The sequence below is a fragment of the uncultured Acetobacterium sp. genome (genome assembly GCF_927416815.1).
Lineage (GTDB): Bacteria > Bacillota > Clostridia > Eubacteriales > Eubacteriaceae > Acetobacterium.
The window spans coordinates 1-21,260 of the sequence record NZ_CAKMJU010000048.1; the positions used below are offsets into that span (position 1 = coordinate 1).

General features: G+C 44.3%; 13 protein-coding genes. 2 read left to right on the plus strand and 11 right to left on the minus strand.

The window, feature by feature from the left end:
• Positions 1-267: 267 nt before the first annotated feature.
• Positions 268-3,438: a methyl-accepting chemotaxis protein gene (locus QZ998_RS08275; RefSeq protein WP_296559617.1), complete on the plus strand. Its 3,171-nt coding sequence runs from the start codon at positions 268-270 to the stop codon at positions 3,436-3,438.
• Between the two features lie 103 nt (positions 3,439-3,541).
• On the opposite strand, the gene QZ998_RS08280 is transcribed toward QZ998_RS08275, so the two are convergent.
• The 11 genes from QZ998_RS08280 to QZ998_RS08330 all read right to left on the minus strand — a co-directional run bounded on the left by QZ998_RS08280 (position 3,542) and on the right by QZ998_RS08330 (position 20,853).
• Positions 3,542-4,837, minus strand: a complete 1,296-nt coding sequence (locus QZ998_RS08280) for a hypothetical protein (protein WP_296559619.1) — start codon at positions 4,835-4,837, stop codon at positions 3,542-3,544.
• Between the two features lie 35 nt (positions 4,838-4,872).
• Entirely contained in the window at positions 4,873-5,259 is a 387-nt protein-coding gene (locus QZ998_RS08285; protein WP_296559621.1) for a hypothetical protein, read from the minus strand.
• 2 nt (positions 5,260-5,261) lie between these two features.
• A complete protein-coding gene (locus QZ998_RS08290; protein WP_296559622.1) occupies positions 5,262-5,822 on the minus strand; it encodes an RNA polymerase sigma factor in 561 nt (186 codons plus the stop codon).
• Positions 5,823-5,973: 151 nt separating this feature from the next.
• Positions 5,974-6,498, minus strand: coding sequence for a hypothetical protein (locus QZ998_RS08295; RefSeq protein WP_296559624.1), 525 nt, complete (start codon positions 6,496-6,498; stop codon positions 5,974-5,976).
• Positions 6,499-6,576: 78 nt separating this feature from the next.
• Positions 6,577-7,173, minus strand: coding sequence for a hypothetical protein (locus QZ998_RS08300; RefSeq protein ID WP_296559625.1), 597 nt, complete (start codon positions 7,171-7,173; stop codon positions 6,577-6,579).
• 149 nt (positions 7,174-7,322) lie between these two features.
• The gene (locus QZ998_RS08305) at positions 7,323-10,490 is read right to left on the minus strand and encodes a hypothetical protein (RefSeq protein WP_296559627.1); all 3,168 of its coding nucleotides are present in this window, start codon (positions 10,488-10,490) and stop codon (positions 7,323-7,325) included.
• Positions 10,487-13,516 carry a glycosyltransferase gene (locus tag QZ998_RS08310; RefSeq protein ID WP_296559629.1) on the minus strand — a complete coding sequence of 1,010 codons (3,030 nt, stop codon included), beginning with the start codon at positions 13,514-13,516 and terminating at the stop codon, positions 10,487-10,489. The genes QZ998_RS08305 and QZ998_RS08310 overlap by 4 nt, the downstream gene beginning before the upstream one ends.
• The gene (locus QZ998_RS08315; RefSeq protein WP_296559631.1) at positions 13,513-15,537 is read right to left on the minus strand and encodes a response regulator; all 2,025 of its coding nucleotides are present in this window, start codon (positions 15,535-15,537) and stop codon (positions 13,513-13,515) included. Before QZ998_RS08315 ends, QZ998_RS08310 begins: the two co-directional genes overlap by 4 nt.
• A 14-nt stretch (positions 15,538-15,551) precedes the next feature.
• A complete protein-coding gene (locus QZ998_RS08320) occupies positions 15,552-16,253 on the minus strand; it encodes a glycoside hydrolase family 16 protein (protein ID WP_296559633.1) in 702 nt (233 codons plus the stop codon).
• A 163-nt stretch (positions 16,254-16,416) separates the two neighbouring features.
• Positions 16,417-19,065, minus strand: coding sequence for a cation-translocating P-type ATPase (locus tag QZ998_RS08325; protein WP_296559634.1), 2,649 nt, complete (start codon positions 19,063-19,065; stop codon positions 16,417-16,419).
• 429 nt (positions 19,066-19,494) lie between these two features.
• Positions 19,495-20,853 carry a transposase family protein gene (locus QZ998_RS08330; RefSeq protein ID WP_296559636.1) on the minus strand — a complete coding sequence of 453 codons (1,359 nt, stop codon included), beginning with the start codon at positions 20,851-20,853 and terminating at the stop codon, positions 19,495-19,497.
• Positions 20,854-20,995: 142 nt separating this feature from the next.
• On the opposite strand from QZ998_RS08330, the gene QZ998_RS08335 reads away from it, so the two are divergent.
• Positions 20,996-21,178: a hypothetical protein gene (locus QZ998_RS08335; protein WP_296559639.1), complete on the plus strand. Its 183-nt coding sequence runs from the start codon at positions 20,996-20,998 to the stop codon at positions 21,176-21,178.
• The last annotated feature ends 82 nt before the right edge of the window (positions 21,179-21,260 follow it).

Genomic DNA, 21,260 nt, shown 5'->3' on the forward strand with positions numbered 1-21,260 from the left:
TTGCGATGATGCACACAATCGATCAAATTCGAGTGATCCCTAAACCAACGCTTAAACTCGAGCAAGATAATGCAGGGATTTATTATACCAGTAATTCGCTTGAAACGTGTAAAATTAATCTAAATCCGACGAATTTGGGAGAATAAGGTATAACATCATAAGATGTAAAGGGCAAATAGACACTTTCTGAAACATCCTGTTTTGCGATAATCGCATCCATTTGACCAGAAGCATAAAAAAGCATCTGCTTATACGAGGAGTATTTTCATGAAAGACAAACAAAACACCGAACACAGTCACACCGCGGTAAAGCTTCGCTTGTCAACCAAGTTAATGGTCTTTACCACCCTGATTCTGGCCGCAGCGGTACTGATCCTGGGACTGATTGCCATCAATTTAGGAGCAGCAGCCCTAACCGATGAAACCAGTCTCCAGGAAGAAGCCTTTGCTACCGAAGGCGCTAATCATATCGGTGCCATCATCACCGGTAATCTCGGAAAACTTGATGAAATTGCCCTGCGAGCCCGAACCGCTACGATGGACTGGAATACCCAAGTCGCCTCGATATCAGTAGATATTGAACGTTTGGGTTACCAGGACATTGCTGTCATGGATATAAACGGCAACGCCAAGTATATTCTCGGCGGCGGCGAATTTAAATCCGAAGGACAATTCTGGTATGAAAACGGTTTTGCCGGACAAACTGCCATTTCTGATGTCGCGATCAGCCGGGTAACCCTGGAACCGGTGGTATTTGAGGTCGCCCCGATTAAAAACAACGGGCAGGTCGTTGGCCTCCTGATCGGTCGAAGAGACCCCACCTTTATGAAAGATATCACCAATAACATGGGCGATGGGGTCAGAAAGTACGGTTTGGTAATCAACGAAACTGGTGCCCTGATGGCTCACCCCAATGATCAACTCATTCTTGATCAGGCGAATATTTTTGACGAAATTGAAGCCAATGGCCCTTTAAAAGATTTTGCCCTTGCCATTAAGGAATTGGGTGTGGGACAAACTGGTAATATCGCCTATAACTATAATGGTGATGCAAAACTCGGTTACACAGCCCCAATTCCTGAAACCAACTGGACCCTCGTCGTTACCAAATTTGAAAGTGATGTGTTGGCTCCAATTATCGAACTAAGAAACATCATTCTAATTGCCTCCTTGCTGATTTTATTGGTCGGCGGTGTGGCTACCTATATCCTGGCGCGAAGAATTTCAAAACCAATTATTTCATTAAACCAGATGATTACAGAAATGTCTCAGGGACACCTGGGTGTCAGGCTGGAAATACAATCTCGGGACGAGGTCGGAGAAATGACCGCTTCGATGAACAAGCTGGCCGATGATCTCCAGAATGTCGTTATTGCCACCATGGATCAAATCTCCAGGGGTGATGTCTCGGCAGAGATTGAGTTAAGTGATCCTGAAGATGAAATTTCCCCTGCCCTTAAACAAACCATTGAAACAATCCGTAATCTGATTAATGAAGCTACCATGCTGGCGCAGGCCGCCGTCCAGGGTCAGTGGCAAACGCGTGGCAATGCCCAGGCCTTTAGTGGCGGTTTTAAAGAAATTGTCGAAGGCGTTAATGCAACCCTTGATACCGTCGTCGACAAGATGGTCTGGTATGAAGCGATCATCGATGCAGTCCCCTTCCCCATTCACGTTACCGACAACGATATGAAATGGACCTTTATGAATAAACCCTTTGAAGATATGATGATTAATAATAAGGTCATCACTGACCGTGAATGCGGTTACGGAATGGATTGTTACAATGCCGGCGCTAATATCTGTCAAACCGAAGGCTGCGGAATCCGCCGATTGGTTGATCAGGGATTGGGCGACAGCTACTTTGAATGGTACGGCCGAAACTACAAACAGGACACTGCCTATCTCAAAGATTCTAAGGGTGCCAATGTTGGTTTTGTGGAAGTGGTCACTGATTTAACACCGATCATTCGGGTCAGCGACTACACCAAGAACGAGGTCACCCGATTGGGCGACAATCTGACCCGCTTATCCCAGGGCGATCTGGCCTTTGATATGGAGATCAGCCAGGCTGATGAGTATACCACCGAAGTTTCTGCTCAGTTTAACGAGATCCGCAACAGTTTGGAGATGGTTCAAACCTCGATCGACAATCTGGTCAGCGATGCCGACATGCTGGCCCAGGCTGGTATCGACGGGAAACTAAATACCCGCGCCGATGCCAGCAAGCATCAGGGCAACTTTGCTAAAATTGTCAACGGCGTCAATGCTACCCTGGATGCTGTAGTTGAGCCCGTTCAGGAAGCCTCAGCAACCCTGAATGAGCTGTCCAAAGGCAACTTAAACACGGGGATGGTTGGTAACTACAATGGTGATTACACCCTGATCAAAGATTCGATGAACCAGACGGTTGCCTTCCTAAAACGTTATGTCGATGAAATTACCTATACCCTGCAAGAAATGGGTGGCGGTAACCTGGATCTGGAAATTACCGCCGAATATTTGGGCGACTTCCAGGCCATTAAAACAGCCCTTAACGGAATCACCGCCACTCTCAGCGAAACCATGTCTGAAATCAATGAAGCTGCCGGTCAGGTTGAAGCTGGTGCCCGCCAGATTTCCGATGGCGGACAGGCGCTGTCACAGGGTACCACCGAACAGGCCAGCGCTATCCAGCAGCTCAATGCCTCGATTGAAGAAGTGGCCAGCGAAACAAAACGAAATGCCACTAACGCCAATGAAGCCAACGAACGGGCTTTAGAGGTTCGCAGCAATGCTGAAGTCGGTAATGAACAGATGACAAAAATGGTCACGGCGATGATCGACATTAATGAATCCTCTAAAAATATTTCAAAAATCATCAAGGTCATCGACGATATTGCCTTCCAGACCAATATTCTGGCGCTTAACGCCGCCGTTGAAGCGGCTCGAGCTGGTCAGCACGGTAAGGGTTTTGCCGTGGTAGCCGAAGAGGTTCGCTCGCTTGCCGCCCGCAGTGCCGAAGCCGCCAAGGAAACCACCGGCTTAATCGAAGGCTCGATTGATAAGGTTGAGGCTGGCACCAAAATAGCCGATGAAACCGCCGCCAGTTTAGTGGAAATTCGCAATGAAATTGAAAAGGTTACTGGTTTAGTTGGTAACATTGCCCGTGCCTCCAACGATCAGGCCACCGAAATTGCCCAGATCACTCAGGGCATTGAACAGGTTTCGACTGTCGTTCAGACCAACTCAGCCACAGCCGAGGAAAGTGCCGCTGCTAGCGAAGAACTGTCCGGCCAGGCTGAAATGCTCAAACAGATGGTTGGTGCTTTTAAAATCAAGAAAAAAGGTACTGCCCGTCAAGCCTCCCCCAAGCATTCGGTTGAAAAACCGCAAAAGCAAGAAACACCAAAATCACCCCGGATAGTTCTGGATGATATGGAGATGGATAAATACTAAGAAGTACTAAAAAATTCAAACAAATGCACACAAAAAAACAGGCCTCCGTGATGGAGCCTGTTTTTTTGTGTGTTTATTTTGTTCTGTCTAATTCTTTTTCGGGTTAATTTTTTGTTGTGTCTTGATCATCAACTTGAATCATTTCGGTCGATTCTTCAATTTTTAGCGCTGTCACTTCCATATCAATGGTTTCGTTTAAGACTAAAACGTCATCATTGTCGGCATTGCGTTCCTCTTTAAGTTTACTGTTAGTGAACAAAACATTGTAACAAATAAAGCCCACACCAACAACATACAAGAGCAGGTACACAAAAAAATTGATAAAGGGGATATAGCCCAAAATGATTGCCGCGGCAGCGACGATTAAGATCGATACAAAAGAGCTCAGCAGCGGTTTCATTTTGTCATCAAAAAAGCGCATCAGCAGTTTGGATAAGACCACAGCGGCTACCGGCATTGCCAGAATCGACAAGGCGATGATTCCAAAGGTCATGGCCAGTCCAAAGGGAGCATAAATAATAAAGGATACAATTATCAAAAGTGGTGACAAGAAGAAAAATCCGGCTCCGATTCCTAATGAAGCTAGGATGTGTTTTTTTGCCATAATCGGGGTATTGGCATTAAAGTCCTTGGTCAAGAAGCTAATCAGTACCCAAATCACCAGGATAAAGGCCAGCTTGGTAATGATTGATAAAAGAATCGAGCCAACTGATGGTCCGCGATCTTCGTTCACAGCCTGTTCTTTTGACACCTTTTCCCAATTAACTTGAGGCGCAGTGGCGCCAGCGGCGACGATCGCTTCATTGGCACTGCGGTTATTGATTGGTCCGGTGATGTTTGCCCCATCGTTGATGGTCAGCTGATCGACATCAGTTTCGACAAAACCATTGATGGTGCCATTAATTGAGATATTGCCAGCGCCGACCCGCAGGTTTCGCCCGACCGTGCCATCAATATTTGCATTGGCAGCCGCCAGGTAGACATCACGGTTGAGGTTGGCTGATTTACCAATGATCAGATCCGAACAGCCGGCAAAGACGTCCCGGGTTACCTCACCATTGATAATGACCTGGTTGGCACCGGTATAAAGATTTCCATTGATTTTACCGTTAATGGTTACCAAATTAGCAGCGGCAAAAACATCACCGTTATATTCACCATCCAGAGTGATGGTATTGCCGGCAAAAAAGGTGGTCGTATCAAATACCGAATTGGCCGTGATATTAGACCCCGAAAAGGCAAATTCTGTATTGGGCACCATAGATCCTTCGATGCTCATATTTCCGGACGAATCCTGGTAGCTGCTAACACCGCTATTGGTTGCCCCGAAAACCGAGCTAACCGTGATAAGCAATACCATCACCATCATTAAAACCGAGACACTAAATTTTTTAAACATTTTTCTTCCTCCTTCAAATTTTTTATTTATTAAGCCTAACAGAAACGCTTCTCATTTTTTAAATGATTAATCATCACGCCTGTTCCGACACAAATAACGACAGAAATTAAAAACGACATGGTGTTTAAACTATTTTGCAGCTGCTGCGAATAACGAATGACAATGCCGGTCAGAACCCTTAGATAGGCGGAATCCCCGGTTTGTGCAAATACCATAAAGCGGATGATCAATACTGAAAAGGCGATCGAGAAAATATAAAACAGGGCAAATAAATCGGCGTTTTTGGCTTTTTCGATACTGGCCTGGTTAATTCTTTTCATGATCTCCAGTTTTCTACTGGTAAAAGGAATGGCGTTGCCATAATTTTTTACGGTGCTTTCGTTAAAGCCCAGGCAGGACATCATTTTATCGAGTTCACTCATTGTCATCTCTCTCCTTCATACAGGTTTCTCAGTTTTTTGCAGGCCCGGTTCAGCCGGGAAGACAGGGTTCCCATTGGAATATTTAGAAACTCGCAAATCTTTTTATAGTCCCAGTCATAATAATAGCGAAGGATCACCGCTCCCTTGAGTTCGTGGGGTAATTGATCCAGCGATTTTTGTAGCTCGCCAAAATCGAGCACATCGATGTTATCATAACTCAGAGCTTGATCGGCAAATAGACTATCGCCATTTTCCTGATCATCCAGATAAACCATCGTCTTATTCTTTCGCAAAAGGTCAAGGCTGGCATTATGAACAATTTTTAGAAACCAGTTCTTAAAACTGCTGTCCAGTCGATATTGTTTGATTTTGGCAAAAGCTCTTAAAAAACTTTCTGCTACCACATCCTGTGCATCAAATTCGTTTTTAAGAAGAGAATAAGCATAAATATAGGCATATCGCTCATATCGTTCGACGATCGGCTCAAAATAACCGGAATTACCAGTGGCGATATACTTCTTAATTAACGCGTCATCGGCTTCCCCTTCTTTATGATCTTTCAAAAATTTCCACCTCCGTTTTTTCTGCACATCTATATAACGGATCAACCCCTGGTTTTCTTCCCCAAAAATTAAATTATTTTAAAAAACAATTAACTTCTTTAAAAACTCGCAAAAAAGCACTGATTCACACCAGTGCTTTTTTTTAATCCAACTATTTCCAGAACTTGGCGCTTTCAACGGTTCCCTGATGACCCAAGAATGTCACATAGAAGCCCGTTTGATCATCATTAAACCAAATCATCAAAACGATCGGATTATTGACATCAACGGGATTGACCATCTCAATAATCTCTATTCCAGCCGATCCGAGTAGTGATTCAACCTGATCATAGGGCATCCCTGCGGTGATGCTTGCCAATTGATCTTCTTCCACACTGGCATCACTGAGTGCCATGATCTGACTTTCATCATCGTGATATAGTATTTTGGATACCACTATATCGCTGGCATCATAACCAATCTGCACCCCAAAACCGGTTTGATCATCGGTGTAGATAAAGGTTCCTTCCTTTTCTTCGGGTTTAACCGCTAACGCCGACTCAACCTGACTCTTTTCCATTCCCAAATTGACCTGATTGTAAAAATAATCGGGACTTTTTGCCCCTTCATCTTTTGTCCCAGTGCCGACGCAACCGGAAAGTGAAACCATTAGACTAAAACCGATAACTATAAACATTAAAGCTGCCGATCTGCTGCTTTTTCTCATCTTTTTCATCTCTCTTTCATTACTGCTGTAAACCATCAATTCGCTGTTCTATAACAAACTGTCTCTGAATTCAGCAGCCAGCACGGTATCGGTGTCGGCATCAAAGGTCACCACCAGGATCGAACCATTGATATTGATCCAGGCTAAGGCATAGGCTTCTTTGTCGGATCCGTCAGGAATAACCATTCTTAGCATCTCCACACCCACCCCATTCAAGGCTTTTTTGACATTACTACGGGTCATCCCCGGGGTAATTTTCTCGGCATCTTCTCGCGTGACACTGGCTTTGCTCAACTCAATTAGCTCTCGAGCCCCGGTGGTCGGAACCAACAGCTTCAGCGTGACCAAATTTTTAGCATTAAAAAACACATTCACCGCATAGCCGGTATCCTGATCGACATAAACATAGGAACCTTCTGGTGAGGTATTCCCTGTCGCTCCTAATGTCTTTTCCATATCTGCCTTGTTGTCATTGATTTCGATCTGCTTATAGAGTTTATAAACGACATTGTCATAGACCTTCTGCTGTTCTGAATCACTGTCCGCTGACTCGCTCCGGCCTGCTGTACAGCCTGTTGTCACGAGCGTCATCGCAATAATTAAACCCCAAACCAACATTAACCGCATCTTCCCTCTTTTATCCATTGATGTTTTCCTTTCCTTTTAGAACAGAATTAATTAAAAACTATCAAGCTGCTTTCTCATTCATAATAACATCTTCTACTAATGGATTTTTACCCGTAATTCTCAATTTAAAACACAATAACTATTTGCTTTAAACCATTTACTCTGAACTATTTATTCTTAAGCTCCTCAAAATACTGACTGATAATGGCATAGCTGTCTTTAGGTCGCTCTTTAAAGTTGGGGACATCCCAGTTTTCCCAGACAAAGGCCTGCTGATTGGAAAGACCAATGCCAGCAATGGTCTGGTTGCTGTCCTGTTTCACCAGAAGCCCACTGACCAGGATGCCTTCGGTGATTACCGTCTGGAGCTCGTTGGTGGTAGGGCTCGGGATAATCCGGGGATCATCGACGACCCGCATATTCGAGGGGTCGGTGACGTTAATTCGGGTCCAGGGAATCCGGATCGATAGGCTTTTGTCCGAAATATAAACCTGATGATGAGAATTGTTTTCCAGGGTTCCAAAGGTTAACTGGCTTAAATCCTCAACCACTGCGTCAATTTTAGCACCATCTTTGGTGACCGTATCCTTGTTGATCAGCATCGACATGGTTTCAAAGATACCGTCTGCTGAGTAAGCGGAGGCATGTTTGCCGCTACTGCTGTTGTAGTTGGGCTGCACCAGCAGCAGTCCCTGATCGCCGCCATTGATTTCAATCAGATACTCCAGACCGGATCCGGCCGCGGTTGCGATTCCGGTTCCAAATTTCATATTACCACGGCCGCGGTCGTAGGTATCCAGACCGATGATCAGTTTTTCGCTCGAGAAATCAATACTCCGATCCAGCTCCAGGTCGATATACAAATAGGCTTCATCAGCCACTAGCGACATTTTTGAGATCACCCCATCATCCTCAATCACGTAGGGCAATGATCGCGGGCCATCTGTCTCCATCGCATAGATACCATAGTTTTGTTCCGGATCAACGGCATTATGCCACAGCGGGTTGCGATCATAGGGAATAATATAGGGCTCAGTTATCCAGGTCTTCTTGGCCCACTCGTCTGCCCATTCGAAAATGATAGCGCCGGCATAACCTTCTTTTTCGATTGCTTTCATCATTCTTATGATGCCCACACCCTGGGTCGCTTCGGTCATCCCGCCATGGTGGTAGCCGTCAGGGTTTTCATGGGCGTTCCCCATCCCGGTGGCCAGACCAAATTCTGCCACAATCGCCGGATATTTTTGATGGCCAGCAATGAACTCCTGCAGGTAGCCGCCATAGCGGAAGATCCCCTCTTCATCGGCGTAAGCGGCGTATTTTGTTTCATTGTTCATAAAGTCGGGATAGTTGGGATAAATATGATAGGCTCCGAAGAACCCCGACTGGAGTTTGTCTTTCATTGAAATGTGGTTGATATCGACCGAAACCTTATCATTGTACTGTTTACTTTTATCGCCGCTTTCATTCCATTCCGAATCGTGTTCGGTTGGATCCAGGGTTGGCCAGCTGACAATCCCCACCGGATGCTGCCAGGAATAGGTGTCTTCCTGATATTGCATCACATAATCGCAGCTCATCGCCAACCAGGCCTCGGTCGGGCTGGCATTCGCTTCGCTATAGAGGTAATTGCCGTTAAAGACAAAACCGGGATTTTTTTCATTGGTACTGATGACCTCTTCTGGTTCCATTTCCCGACCCACCAGATAGCCGATAATGTATCGTGAAACATCAGCGGTATAATAGCCGTAAGCTCGTCCCTGTCGCTGCCCGATATTGGCCTGGCCATGCATTGCATCGACATTCATTTTTATTTCAGCCTGATAGGTGGCATTGTACTCGCTGCCCAGATAATTATTGTCAGCTGGATGTTCTTCCGGCCAAATTTCCTGATAAAGCCACAGTTTAGCCTCGGGATGCTGTTCATTGTAATAAACCAGGGCTGAATAAAACTGCGGTGGCAGCAGCGTATAAACCCGGATGGTATTGGCATGCATCGCCCCGATCTGTTCAAACCATTTCAGATACAAGGCCTCATCATAGGAGAATTCGGTAAACCATTTCCCCGGTACGGTCGAGCCGATATTGACCCCTTTGCTATAAAAATCCTCCCAGTTACCATCCACTAAAACCTGGAAACCAGTTCCGGATGTGCGAGCCTCCATTTGTGTGCCCGCAGTCAGCTGCTCGGTCTTAGAAATTTCTGGTTTTGTTCTTATTCCTGCAATAATTTGTTGCATCAGCGGCACATAACATCCCCAATAAAATTTAGTCTCAGCATTGGGATTGGCGACCGAAAACAATTGCTTAATCCTGGCAAACCCGGCATAATTCCAGAGCGTTCCCGGAAAATCGAGCTGAGCAAAGTCGCCAGCAAAATAATAGGCTGTATATTGCGAGTTGATTGACCGGGTGATCGCGGCATAGTCGGTCGCCAGACCAAACTCGGCCAGCGCCGCTTTTCCTGCTTCGGTAACATTTAAATTAAGCGTTGCCAAGGTTTCGGAAGAAGCATTGGGTTTGATCAGATCAAACCACTGCTCATAGCGAAAGCGTCCGCCTACACCAAATTCATTTTGGCCACGCTTATCAAAAGTTAGACTGACCCCGTCCTTGTTCAGTGCTTCGCGATCTTTTAACACCAGCACCTGATCCTGATTGGATACCAGCACCAGACCTCCGCCGTTATAATCCCAGCTTTTGCCAGTCTGTTTTTGATAATTATTGACAATGATCTCAGGAATTTCAACATCTTTAGTTAGATCCATGAAATACTTCCCGCTCCAACCAGTGAAGGAAACCCGGAATATATCCTGCAGTCCCTGTTGACTGTTGGCATCCCAGATATTAAACTCACCGATGATCGTATTCCCCCCACCGAGATTGTTTTTTATACTGGCCAGCTCCGCTTCGCTGAGATCTCCGACTAGCGGTTGCTGAGCTACCCCAGCGTAGATGGCATCACTAGCGACACCGTTAAAATCACTGGGGTAAACCCCGTCGGTATCAGCCAGATAAATCAGCGCTGGCATTTCTTTGGCCTGAGGGATTTCGCGAACCTGATACTCTTCATCCGACTTGGGAAAAACTCCAAAATAATCACGATCATAACGTAGCGATTTGCCGGTACTTTCAAGCACCAGCTTCTCGCTGTTTAAGACCCACATCAACCCCTTGTGTTCTTTGTAAGTGCTGTCTGGAACGGTTTTATTGACAATCCAGATATTTAAGGGGGTTGCTGTCTGATTGTTCCAGATTAAAAAAGGCATCACAAAAACACCAAATAATACCACCGCAATTGCTAGGCTCCATAAAACTACCGCTTTTGTTTTCATCGGGTCACCTCTTCTGCTTTTCCGGTAAAGCCTTTGCGGTCAGCCTTCTGCCAGCCGACCGGTTTTCTGAACATGTTAAGATAGCCGCCGAAACGCCAGAGACTGAAATACTGACGCACCCCAAAGTTCTCAATAATAGCGTAAAAAACCAGCACCCATAATTCTTTGCGGGAAAAATTCTGGCCATTCTTTTCGGAAATCAGTAGCGAGGACACCGAAACCAGGATCCCCATCAGAACCATCGCAATAAATAGGATCATCGCAATTTCTATATTAAAAATGCCCAGAAAAATCGATAAAATGACCATCAGATATCCCTGAATCTCAAAAAGCGGACCCAGCATTTCAAAAATATAAAAATATGGGATGGCAACCGTACCAATCCGCCCATAATTGGGGTTAAACATCATTTTCCGGTGAAAGGTCAAAATCTCAATCAAACCGCGATGCCAGCGGTAACGTTGTTTTTTGAGCGTTTTTAAATCTTCGGGAACTTCGGTCCAACAATTGGCATTATAGGCGTAGAGAATTCGAAACGGTCGTTTAGCTTCTTTCATCTGACGGCTGATCCGAACTACTAGTTCCATATCTTCGCCGACGGTATCGGTTTTGTATTTACCGCTGCTGGTCAGATAGCCACCGACATTGATGAGCCGTTCTTTGCGGAACAGTCCAAAGGCGCCAGAAATAATCAGCAGACAGTTAAAATAAGACCAACCCAACCGCCCGGACATAAAGGAACGAATGTATTCAATGGTCTGGAAGCGAGCCAGCTTGCTTTCGGCCAGTCCTTTTTTGGCGATCTGACCGCGATCGATGGTACAGCCATTTATCGGTAGAACATTTCCACCCAGAGCAGGGGTTTCGGTTTCTTCATCGAGGGTTAAAGAGGCCAACTTGATCAGCGCTTCATCTTCTAGCAGCGAATCGGCGTCAATACCGCAGACATATTCTTTCTTAGAGATATTGATCCCGACGTTCAGCGAATCAGCTTTACCACCGTTAATTTTATCAACTACAATCAGCTGTGGGCGGGAGCGATTTAAGTAGACCCCACGCACTGTTTTAGTGCTGAGACGGCTGTCATAAAGATAATCGACCCGCTTTAAATCATAATAGCGAATCAGCGTGTTCAGAGTCTGATCTTTGGAACCATCGTTGACGATAATTAGTTCATATTCGGGATATTTGAGATTTAGGAGCGAATTCGCACTTTCGATAATAGTTTTTTCTTCATTGTAGGCCGGAGCAATAATCGAAATAGAGGGTAACATCCTTTTTTTAAACAGCAGCGACATATCCTTGATATTCCACAACCGCTCCTGCCGCACGACACTGATGTAGGAGAACAACAATAGCACCAGGTAGATTAAATTTACCGCCATCGCGTAATAGGCAATATAAAAATTAAAATCAATCACAAAAAGCTCCAGCTGGTCATAAAAGGGCATTACAAAAAGAACTTCCCAATGGCGAATTAAGTAGGCAATCGGAACAATTAGAGCACTTACGACTAACAGAATCAGCAGCCGCCGAGTCAATTGTTGATCCCGTTTAGGCGCTTCACTGGTTATTTGCTCAACGACTTGAATAAAACCGCATTTTTTGATCAGTCGGTCATTTAAATACCGGGCGTAATCCTTTGGCAGCTCTTCGGACTGTAATATCACCGCTTTGATAATCGCAATTAGTTCATTTTCAATATTAATATCTTTATTTTTGTTGAGAAAGTCAATGATTTCACTACTTCTTCCCAAGAGAATAATCTCGCTGATGATTTTTTTGGCATCGTCATTGTTTTTCCGGCTAAGCTTCATAATAAAGTACTCGATCCGCAGCGCCAGAATCGTAGCTAAATCTTTCTTAACCCGTAAACCGGTTTCCCTGAGAAAGGCACTGACGACTTGATTAAAATAGATATTGTTTTTTTCAATCATTGTCGCAATCCCATTGATAGCACCTCTAGCGGTATCTTCCTGCCTGAGAAAACCCAGCAGCTTGTCCATTTTTTCAGCTGATTTGAAATTAGCCAGGGCGCGCATCGCCGCATTACGAATCTCCATATCATCACTATCAAGATATCGATCCTGATCGAGAACCTTAGGGTAATATTCTGCGACAATATTAGCGGCTTTAATGACCAACTGGTGATGCGCTTCTCCGCTGTTGACACTGACCGGCAACAGTTCATAGTGACGACAGTAAAAATCAGCTGCGACATCCCCTTCGTATCGACAATGCAACTGTATTCCTTCCAACATCGGACTGCTGTGGACGCAATTAGCACACTGCCGGGCATCGGCTTTGCCAAACAGCCTATCCAGGTGTTCAATTGTCTCTTTGCGCGTCTCGATAAGTTGAATCAGGTAATTTTTTAAGGTTTCAGAAAAATAAACCGCTGAAAAATCAACAATCAATTCCTGAAATTCAATTCGCCGACTGGTGATAATTTCGGGCAGAAAACGGTGGAAATCTTCACCAAAATCAGAAATCAGCATGTTAACCTTGTTACGGTAAAAGCGACTTTCGCTTAGCAGCGAATTAATTAGAATGGGTAGTGATTCTTGCTTGCCGATATCTGTCAACCCATTGGCAATGTACAGCTTTAAGGTACTATTTGATTCTTTTTTTAAGGATTCTTCCAAAGCCAGACGGGCTTTTTCAGTCCCTAGAACGCCTAAGTACAAGGCCGCTTCAGCCTTTTTTGTGATGTTATGTGATTTTAAAGCTTTCAGCGCTTTTTTTTCAAAGCTGTTTATATCAACCGAACTGGCAATGTTTTCTTTAAGCTGCTGATCATATCGTACCGATTGGCTAACCTGGCAGTAGTTGGCAATCTCCATCGGCTGATGAGTGGCTGCTAAGCTTCCTGATGCTGCATTTAGCAATTCATCTTTTTGATGTTCGGCAAAAATTAAACTCTTATCGGTTTCCCCTCTCCCCCTAATCAAACGTAAAACAATCACCAGATCGGCGATTAGCAGCAGCATTCCGATGATAATCCAGATTTCAAAGGTTTCAATCATCGGCCTGTTTCTCCTTTAATTCGGTTCTGGATAACGCCCATCAATTCCGACAACATGAACGGCTTTTTAAAATAATGCTCGACTCCCAAAGCGGATGCTCGAAGCACCGATTCGTCATTTTTAAGATAGGATAAATAAATAAACGGAATCTTACTGGTGTTGGAATCCGACAGCATTTCTTCGCGGAACAGAAAACCATCCAGCTTGGGAATCATCACCTCGGAGATAATCAGCAGTGGTCTCTCTTCCCTTGCGATTTGTAGCGCCGCTTGACCATCACTTGCGCTAATAACCCGATAATTAATATTCTCGAGGGCAGTTTTTAATACATCGACCGAGATTTCATCTGAATCAACAATCAGGATTTTTCCAATCTCATCCTGGTATTCGGTCATTGCCGATTGACTGCAAACAATGTTTCTGCCCATATTTCGGGCAATTTTAGCCCGTAGTACGGCAACGTTATAAAACGATTCATCTATCTTTTCAGAATGATCCTCGATCACTCTAATCTCATCAAACCAGACCAGACCAATCGATGCCGTTATTTTTTCAATAAATTTTTCCGATGAGGCAATAGCGTTTCTAATTTTTTCAGCAAAGATCCGGGCGGCTTCTTTTGTAATTTGGGGAATGTAAAAAGCAAAGACAACGCCCTGAAGTTTAAATAATATCTCATTCCCCTCTTTTAAATTCTCCAGAATAAAGGTCACATTTCGCTGCACATCTTCGGTCTCATCATGACCATAAAGATACTCGATCCGCTCCATATTATCCAGACTGATAATCACCAGCCCAGGATTCTGCTCGGACTGATCGGCTATGATACTGTTAACCTCGCTGGCCAAATAGTTTCTAAAAAAACTGTGATTATACATGCCGGTAATGTCACAGCGGATCAGCTTGTTTTGAGATTCTAAAATACTGGACTCCAAGCGGGTATTGATTTCTTTTAATCGCTGGTTTTGTTCATTAAGACTGGATGCTTCGTCTGCGATTTTTTTAATATGACTTTCAAACACTTCCGGCATCGGAATATCGTACTCTTTGGAAAGGGTTTCTGTTAATGGTTCAACAACCATTAGCCAGCTTGTCCCTTTTCTGGTCAGAATCCGATCATATAGCATATTCCATAAAACATTGCCAGTAACATTGTAGTCGGTGATATTCAAGTTTTCGTCCAAAGTCACTTCCATATCTGCCACCAACTCGCGAACTGATTCGTGATTGAAAATTGACCCCAGCCGTTTTAACACGGTTGAACAAATTCCCATATAGCCGCCCGATTTCGCCAGATCTCGCTTGATCGGATTAAGTAGCGTACCACACTCTAAATCTCTTAACGCTTTGATATGGGCAACGATATTTTGATTGATGATTGAACCATGCTGGGGAACAATCATGGCGATATCCATCCCCAGAAAGGTTTCCATCACCGGCCGGAGAATGCTGTTGGAGGGCATATAGTGTTCATGAAAGGTTTTCATTTTTTCGAGATAGTCAGCTTCAGCGTAGAGACTCCATTGATACGAAAAGGCGCCAAAAAGGTCGCTGGAAAAAAGGATTTTGGTCTGGTTGTCATAGGTAGTAAAAGCCCCGGGGAAATGCAGATAGGGGGTTAGGACAAAATCTAAAATCCGCCCCGATTGCAGTTTTAGCTCAAAATTATTTTCATTGATAATATAATAATCGGATTTAATGCCATAATACTTGACCAGGGTTTGGGTTCGCCAATGGGTGACCACTTCAAAGTTTGCCCCAGCTTTTTCAAAAAGCGGTACCGCTGCACAAAAGTCCGGATCTTGATGATGAAGGATCACATATTTGATTTTCTCGAGCGGGATGATGCTGCGGACATTTTCATAGACATCCTCAAAATCCAACACCGAACCGGGATCAATCAGTACCCCTTCATCGCCATCGACAATCAAATAGGGATTACAATGCAATCCGCCATCCTGGGCGCATCCTCCGACCCAATATATTCCTGCTGCTATTTCTACTGCTCGTGATGTTATCATTTTTTCCTCCTTGTCTAATATCGAATCCAGTCAACTAATAAAACCTGATCTTCTGAAGGTGGCAGACCCGCTTGCCAGTTGGGGTACCAGCTGTTAACCATCAGCTGCATCGGCTGCCCGTGCGGTATCCCCTCTTGCCACTCCTTAATTAATTTGTTGTCCACATAAAAAGCCACCCCATCGATGCTATAGTCAAAGCGATACTGGTGAAAATCAGCGGTCGGATCAAAGCCCAGCTTGCCAATATATTCGTTTTGTACTGCGCCATCAGCATAGGTGGTCAGCAACAATTCACCTGCTTTGGAATTAAATATTTCAATATCGATTTCATAAAAATAATCCGGGGGCGCATAAAGAAAGAAACCGGTGATCGATGAAGGCGCCAGTGGCAGTTTCATCTGGATCTCGTAGCTGCCATAGGTGACCGCTTGGCGACCAACAAGTTCCCCGCCTTCAAGCCGATCGGCTGGCATTGTGATCTGCAAGAAGCCATCCCTAACCGCAATGTTATTGGGATTTAGCCAGGTTCGGCCAAGGGTTTTATCAGAAGCCGTCCAGATACTTTCATCGAGGGTATCGAAGTTTTCCTGATTCATCCGACTTTCTAAGACCCTACTGATTTTTTGAACCCACTGATTCTCACCAGCCAGATAAATCGCGATGCCAATCAGCAAACCGCCGAGAATTATACTGAAGAGCACTAACCACTTTTTCATTGGTATCCCCTTACTATCAGTTGATTTTTATACTTCTTATCATAAACCTTTTGATACCCCGTTGCAACGGATTTAATAAAGAAACAGAATAATTATTGGGCGTACCTAAAAAAAGCATCTGCACACGAATGCACAGATGCCTAGTAATCTAAACCACTAATTTTTAATTATTTGCTTCAAATTTTCTTTGAAAGAATTTTACCGTTTCAACAATCGGAATCACGACCACAGCCAGACCCATCGCGGCAAAGTATTCGGCCAGACTGATCGCTTCAAACTCAAAGGCGGCAGCAATCGGTGGAATAAAGATGACCGCTGTGGTCAGAACTAAGGATACCGCCATCGCCAGGAATAAAAATTTATTCTGGTGTTTCATTTTAAAAATTGATTGACGTCGGCTGCGCATATTCAGTGAATGGAACATTTCAGCCATTGATAGGGTCAGAAATGCCATTGTTATACCATCAGCACTTTCAGCAATCTCCCAGACCCCAGCTTCCATATAGTGTCCCACGAAATAGGCGGCGATAGTGACAAGCGCGACCATTGTGCCCTGCCAGATCACATCCACCCCGAGACCGCGGGAGAAAATCCCCTCCTTTGATTCTCTTGGTGGATGTTTCATGGTGTCGGCTTCCTCGCCTTCCATTCCCAGGGCAATCGCCGGAAAGGTGTCGGTAATCAGATTGATCCACAATAAATGGACTGGTTTTAGAATTGTAAAGCCTAATAATGTCGCAACGAAGATGGCAATCACTTCGGATAAATTGGAAGACAGCAGAAATTGGATGGCTTTACGGATATTGTCATAGATACGACGACCTTCTTCCACAGCATTGACAATTGTGGCAAAATTATCGTCTGCCAGTACCATATCCGCAACATTTTTCGTTACATCGGTTCCTGTTATCCCCATACCGATTCCAATATCGGCAGTTTTTATCGACGGCGCATCGTTGACACCATCGCCCGTCATCGCCACGATCATCCCTAAATTCTGCCAGGCCTTGACAATCCGTACCTTATGTTCAGGCTGCACCCGGGCATACACGGAATAGTTGCCAATATCTTTTTTTAGCTGCTCTTCAGTGATCTCATCCAATTGAGCGCCGGTGATGGCTTCTTTCGGATCAACAATAATTCCTAGCTGCATCGCAATGGCGATGGCAGTATCCTTGTGATCTCCGGTGATCATTACCGGACGAATCCCGGCCGTCTTACACTGGGCAATCGCATCCTTGACTTCCGGTCGAACCGGATCAATCATGCCTGTTAAACCGACAAAGCAGAGCTCCTCTTCCAGATAATCTGGCGTCTGATCTTCCGGCATCCTATCCCAGACTCGAAAAGCGCCCGCCAGCACCCGAAGCGCCTGATCGGCCAGCTGTTTATTGGCCTGTTTGATGGTAGCACAGATCTCATCAGTAATCGGTTGCTGGGTCTGGCCGTCCCAATAGCTGGTGCAGCGGGCGATCAGGACATCCGGTGCCCCTTTAACATACTGGGTAAATCCACCCGCTTCGTTTTTGTGAATGGTACTCATTAGCTTTCGACCGGAGTCGAAGGGGGCTTCCCCAACCCGGGGGCTTTGTTCTTCGATGTCACCCTTATTCAAACCCAGCGAATAACCGTAATTAACTAGCGCTGCTTCAGTCGGCTCTCCTTCGGCCTTATTTGTTTCATTTAAATGGGCATCATTACAGAGGGTCATGACTCTAGCCAGCAGTTGTTCATCAAAACCAAAGTGATCGACCACCGTCATTTTGTTCTGGGTCAAGGTACCGGTTTTATCGGAGCAGATCACCTGGGTACAACCCAGAGTTTCAACCGCGGTTAGTTTTCGGATTACCGCTTTTTCTTTAGCCATATTGGTCACGCCTAACGACAGGACAATCGTGACCACTGCTGCCAGACCTTCGGGAATGGCGGCAACCGCCAGCGATACTGCCACCATAAAGGTATTAAGAACTCCAACGCCAGTAATTCCTTGACCCAGATACAATCGCACCAGGCTCATCGCGAAGATAAAAATACAGATTCCCAGCACCAGCCAACTTAACACCTTGCTTAATTGATTAAGCTTGATTTGCAGCGGTGTGGCATGTTCTTTAGCCTGGGTAATGGCCTCGGCAATCTTACCCACTTCCGTTTGCATTGCGGTGGCTACAACCGTTGCCGTACCACGGCCATAAACCACGGCACTGCCCATATAGATCATATTTTTTCGGTCACCCAGCGAAATGTCTTTTTGATCGCCTAGGTTAAGGGCATTAATCACCTTACTCACCGGGATACTTTCTCCAGTCAGGGCGGCTTCTTCAATTTTCAGGCTGGCACTTTCGAGCAGTCTGGCATCTGCCGGTACGGAGTCTCCGGCTTCTAGCAGAATCACGTCGCCGATTACCAAATCTTCAGATTTAATTTCCTGAATTTTTCCGTCCCGGATCACCCGGGAGGTGGCGGCGGAAATGGCCTGCAGGGCTTCAATGGCTTTTTCGGCCTTACTTTCCTGATAAACACCCAGTATCGAATTGATCATCACCACCGCCATAATAATAATCACATCGCCAAATGATTCGCCCGAATAAGCGGCTGTGATTCCGGATACAATGGCGGCCGCAATCAGGATCACAATCATCGGGTCTTTTAACTGCTTAACAAGCCGCACCGCCAACGAATCCTTTTTAGCCTCGTTTAGTTTGTTTTTCCCATTTTTTTCCAACCGATTACTGGCCTCTGTCTGGGAAAGACCCTCTTTCCCGGAGTTTAACTCTTTTAGCACTTCTTCCGAAGTTTGTAAATAGCTCTTCATCAAATTCCTCCTTTTTGTAATTTTGTGCATAAAAAAACCAGATGCCGCTGCACCTGGAAAAAATAACCCAAGTACAGAAAACTGTACATGAGTCTCACTCATTAAGATAAGCCAGGTATTGCTACCATGCATGTTGACTTATCACGCAAATTGCGCAAATTACTCCCTCATAACTGCTTCATTTTACACCGGCGCATTATCTTTGTCAAGATAATGCGCCAGGATTCAGCACTGAAAGGTAAACTTATCGATATTTCGCTATTTCATAAAAAAAATACTCTTGTGGATAACTTTTGCATATGACGCCTGTTTTTCAGAAAAGTTATCCACAACTTATGCTTAGACATCCCCTTGATGAGATATTTGTGGATAATTTCTATTTTTTTCAGTTTACTCTTTTCAGACATCACATCCTTTGCTATAATAAATTCAAGAAATGCTAACACATGTGCGTTTCCTGATGAAATATATATCTTCTCTTGTGAGTTGCCTGCTAAAGCTTATTAACAAGTCAGAAGATATATTTTTTATGGTCTTTTTTATTTTTCTCAGCTCGGATATCCCATTTTCATATAGTTGGAGCACAAGATCAGCGATTTGAGTCAGCAGATAATGATTCTTCATGGCGGTGTTATCCAGGCTGTTGGCATGTTGAATGTTATAGCGATGATTTTTCTGAATGTTGAACCCTTCATTTTCAATCATCCAACGCCTTCTTCCCGTTTCTGCAAACTCCCAGGCCTTATTTTTAGTTATTTTCAGATCCGTTATCCATTGGAATACGCTCTTTTCTTTTCCTTCTTTTTCTATTTCTAGGGTCATCACCGTCAGCGGATGTTCTTTATGAACGAGTTCAGAAACCCATTTGAGTTCATTAATGATCGTTTCCTTTGATTTTCGCAAATAGCGTTTTTCTTCAATCCGCTTTGCGTACTCATTTTCGCCCATCCGTACAATGGTCTGATATTCATGGGCCAGGGTTGGAATACTCCCATCTTTAAAACGGATCAGATAGTGCCATTTATTCTGTGCACAAAGTTCAAAGACTGGGGCACAGGCATACAGACTATCCCCTAATATACAGATCGGAAGGCGTGGGTAGCTTTTTTTTATTTTTTCGGCCAACCGTTTAAATGCCCTTAGCTCACAGTCCTGTTTCAAGACATCTTCTTTTTCATTCTCGATAAACTCGGTTGCAATACTGACAATCAGATTTTCGCCCAGCACTATTTTCGCTTCCAGTACGTTGTGATAATAATACGTTTTCTCTTCGGCCGTTCCTTTTTTAGTCGTTTTTTTCAGACAATGCTCACAGTGTTTTTCTTTGAAATAAAATAATCCGGTTGCGTCAATAATGATCGACCAGTATTTCCCTAAAAAACGCGACTCCTCAAAGCTACGTTTTCTGATCAGGCTTTTGATCAGCTTATTTCTTACTTTTTCCAACTCATCCGGGTTCAGCTTCTTTAAACACTCATTGATTGTGACATAATGCGGCAGGAATTCCCGATCGCTTTTTCCCAGAATTTCACAAACATTCCGAACCCGTTCTTCCTGATTAAACTGATTTGTCATTTCCTGCATCGACGGTAGATCGAAAATATTCTTCAACATCATGGTGTAAAGAATTTCTTCAATATCATAATCTATATAACTCGGGTGTCTTGGATCCTCGACACGACTCAATTCCCTCACTAGATTCGGAAAATAATGATGCTCTACCTTTAAAAACAACACGATATCCTTTTGAAATGCTTTCTTAACTGCTCGTTCCTGTTTTCGTCCCATGGTAAACTGATTTCTCCTTGCGAAATTTTTCTTTCATTTTACCATCTATTTTTCTTGCATTCCCGATCGCTTTTTCCCAGAATTTCACAAACATTCCGAACCCGTTCTTCCTGATTAAACTGATTTGTCATTTCCTGCATCGATGGTAGATCGAAAATATTATATGCCTAAAAATAAAGATCACAGCCCAGTTGATATTAGAAAGGTTACTCCAAAGACAACTACAGCAATAGCTAAGGCATCATTACCTTTAACAGAGTTTAAATATTTTAATGATCAAGAAAGTGAAGGAAATATTATAGGAATCGAACTGTATTTGAAGTAAGAACTGAACTTGCCGTTAGTAGCTCATAAAGAGTTCAAGCTTTACGATATACTCTTGCGCAACCGAGAATATAGATTCATGA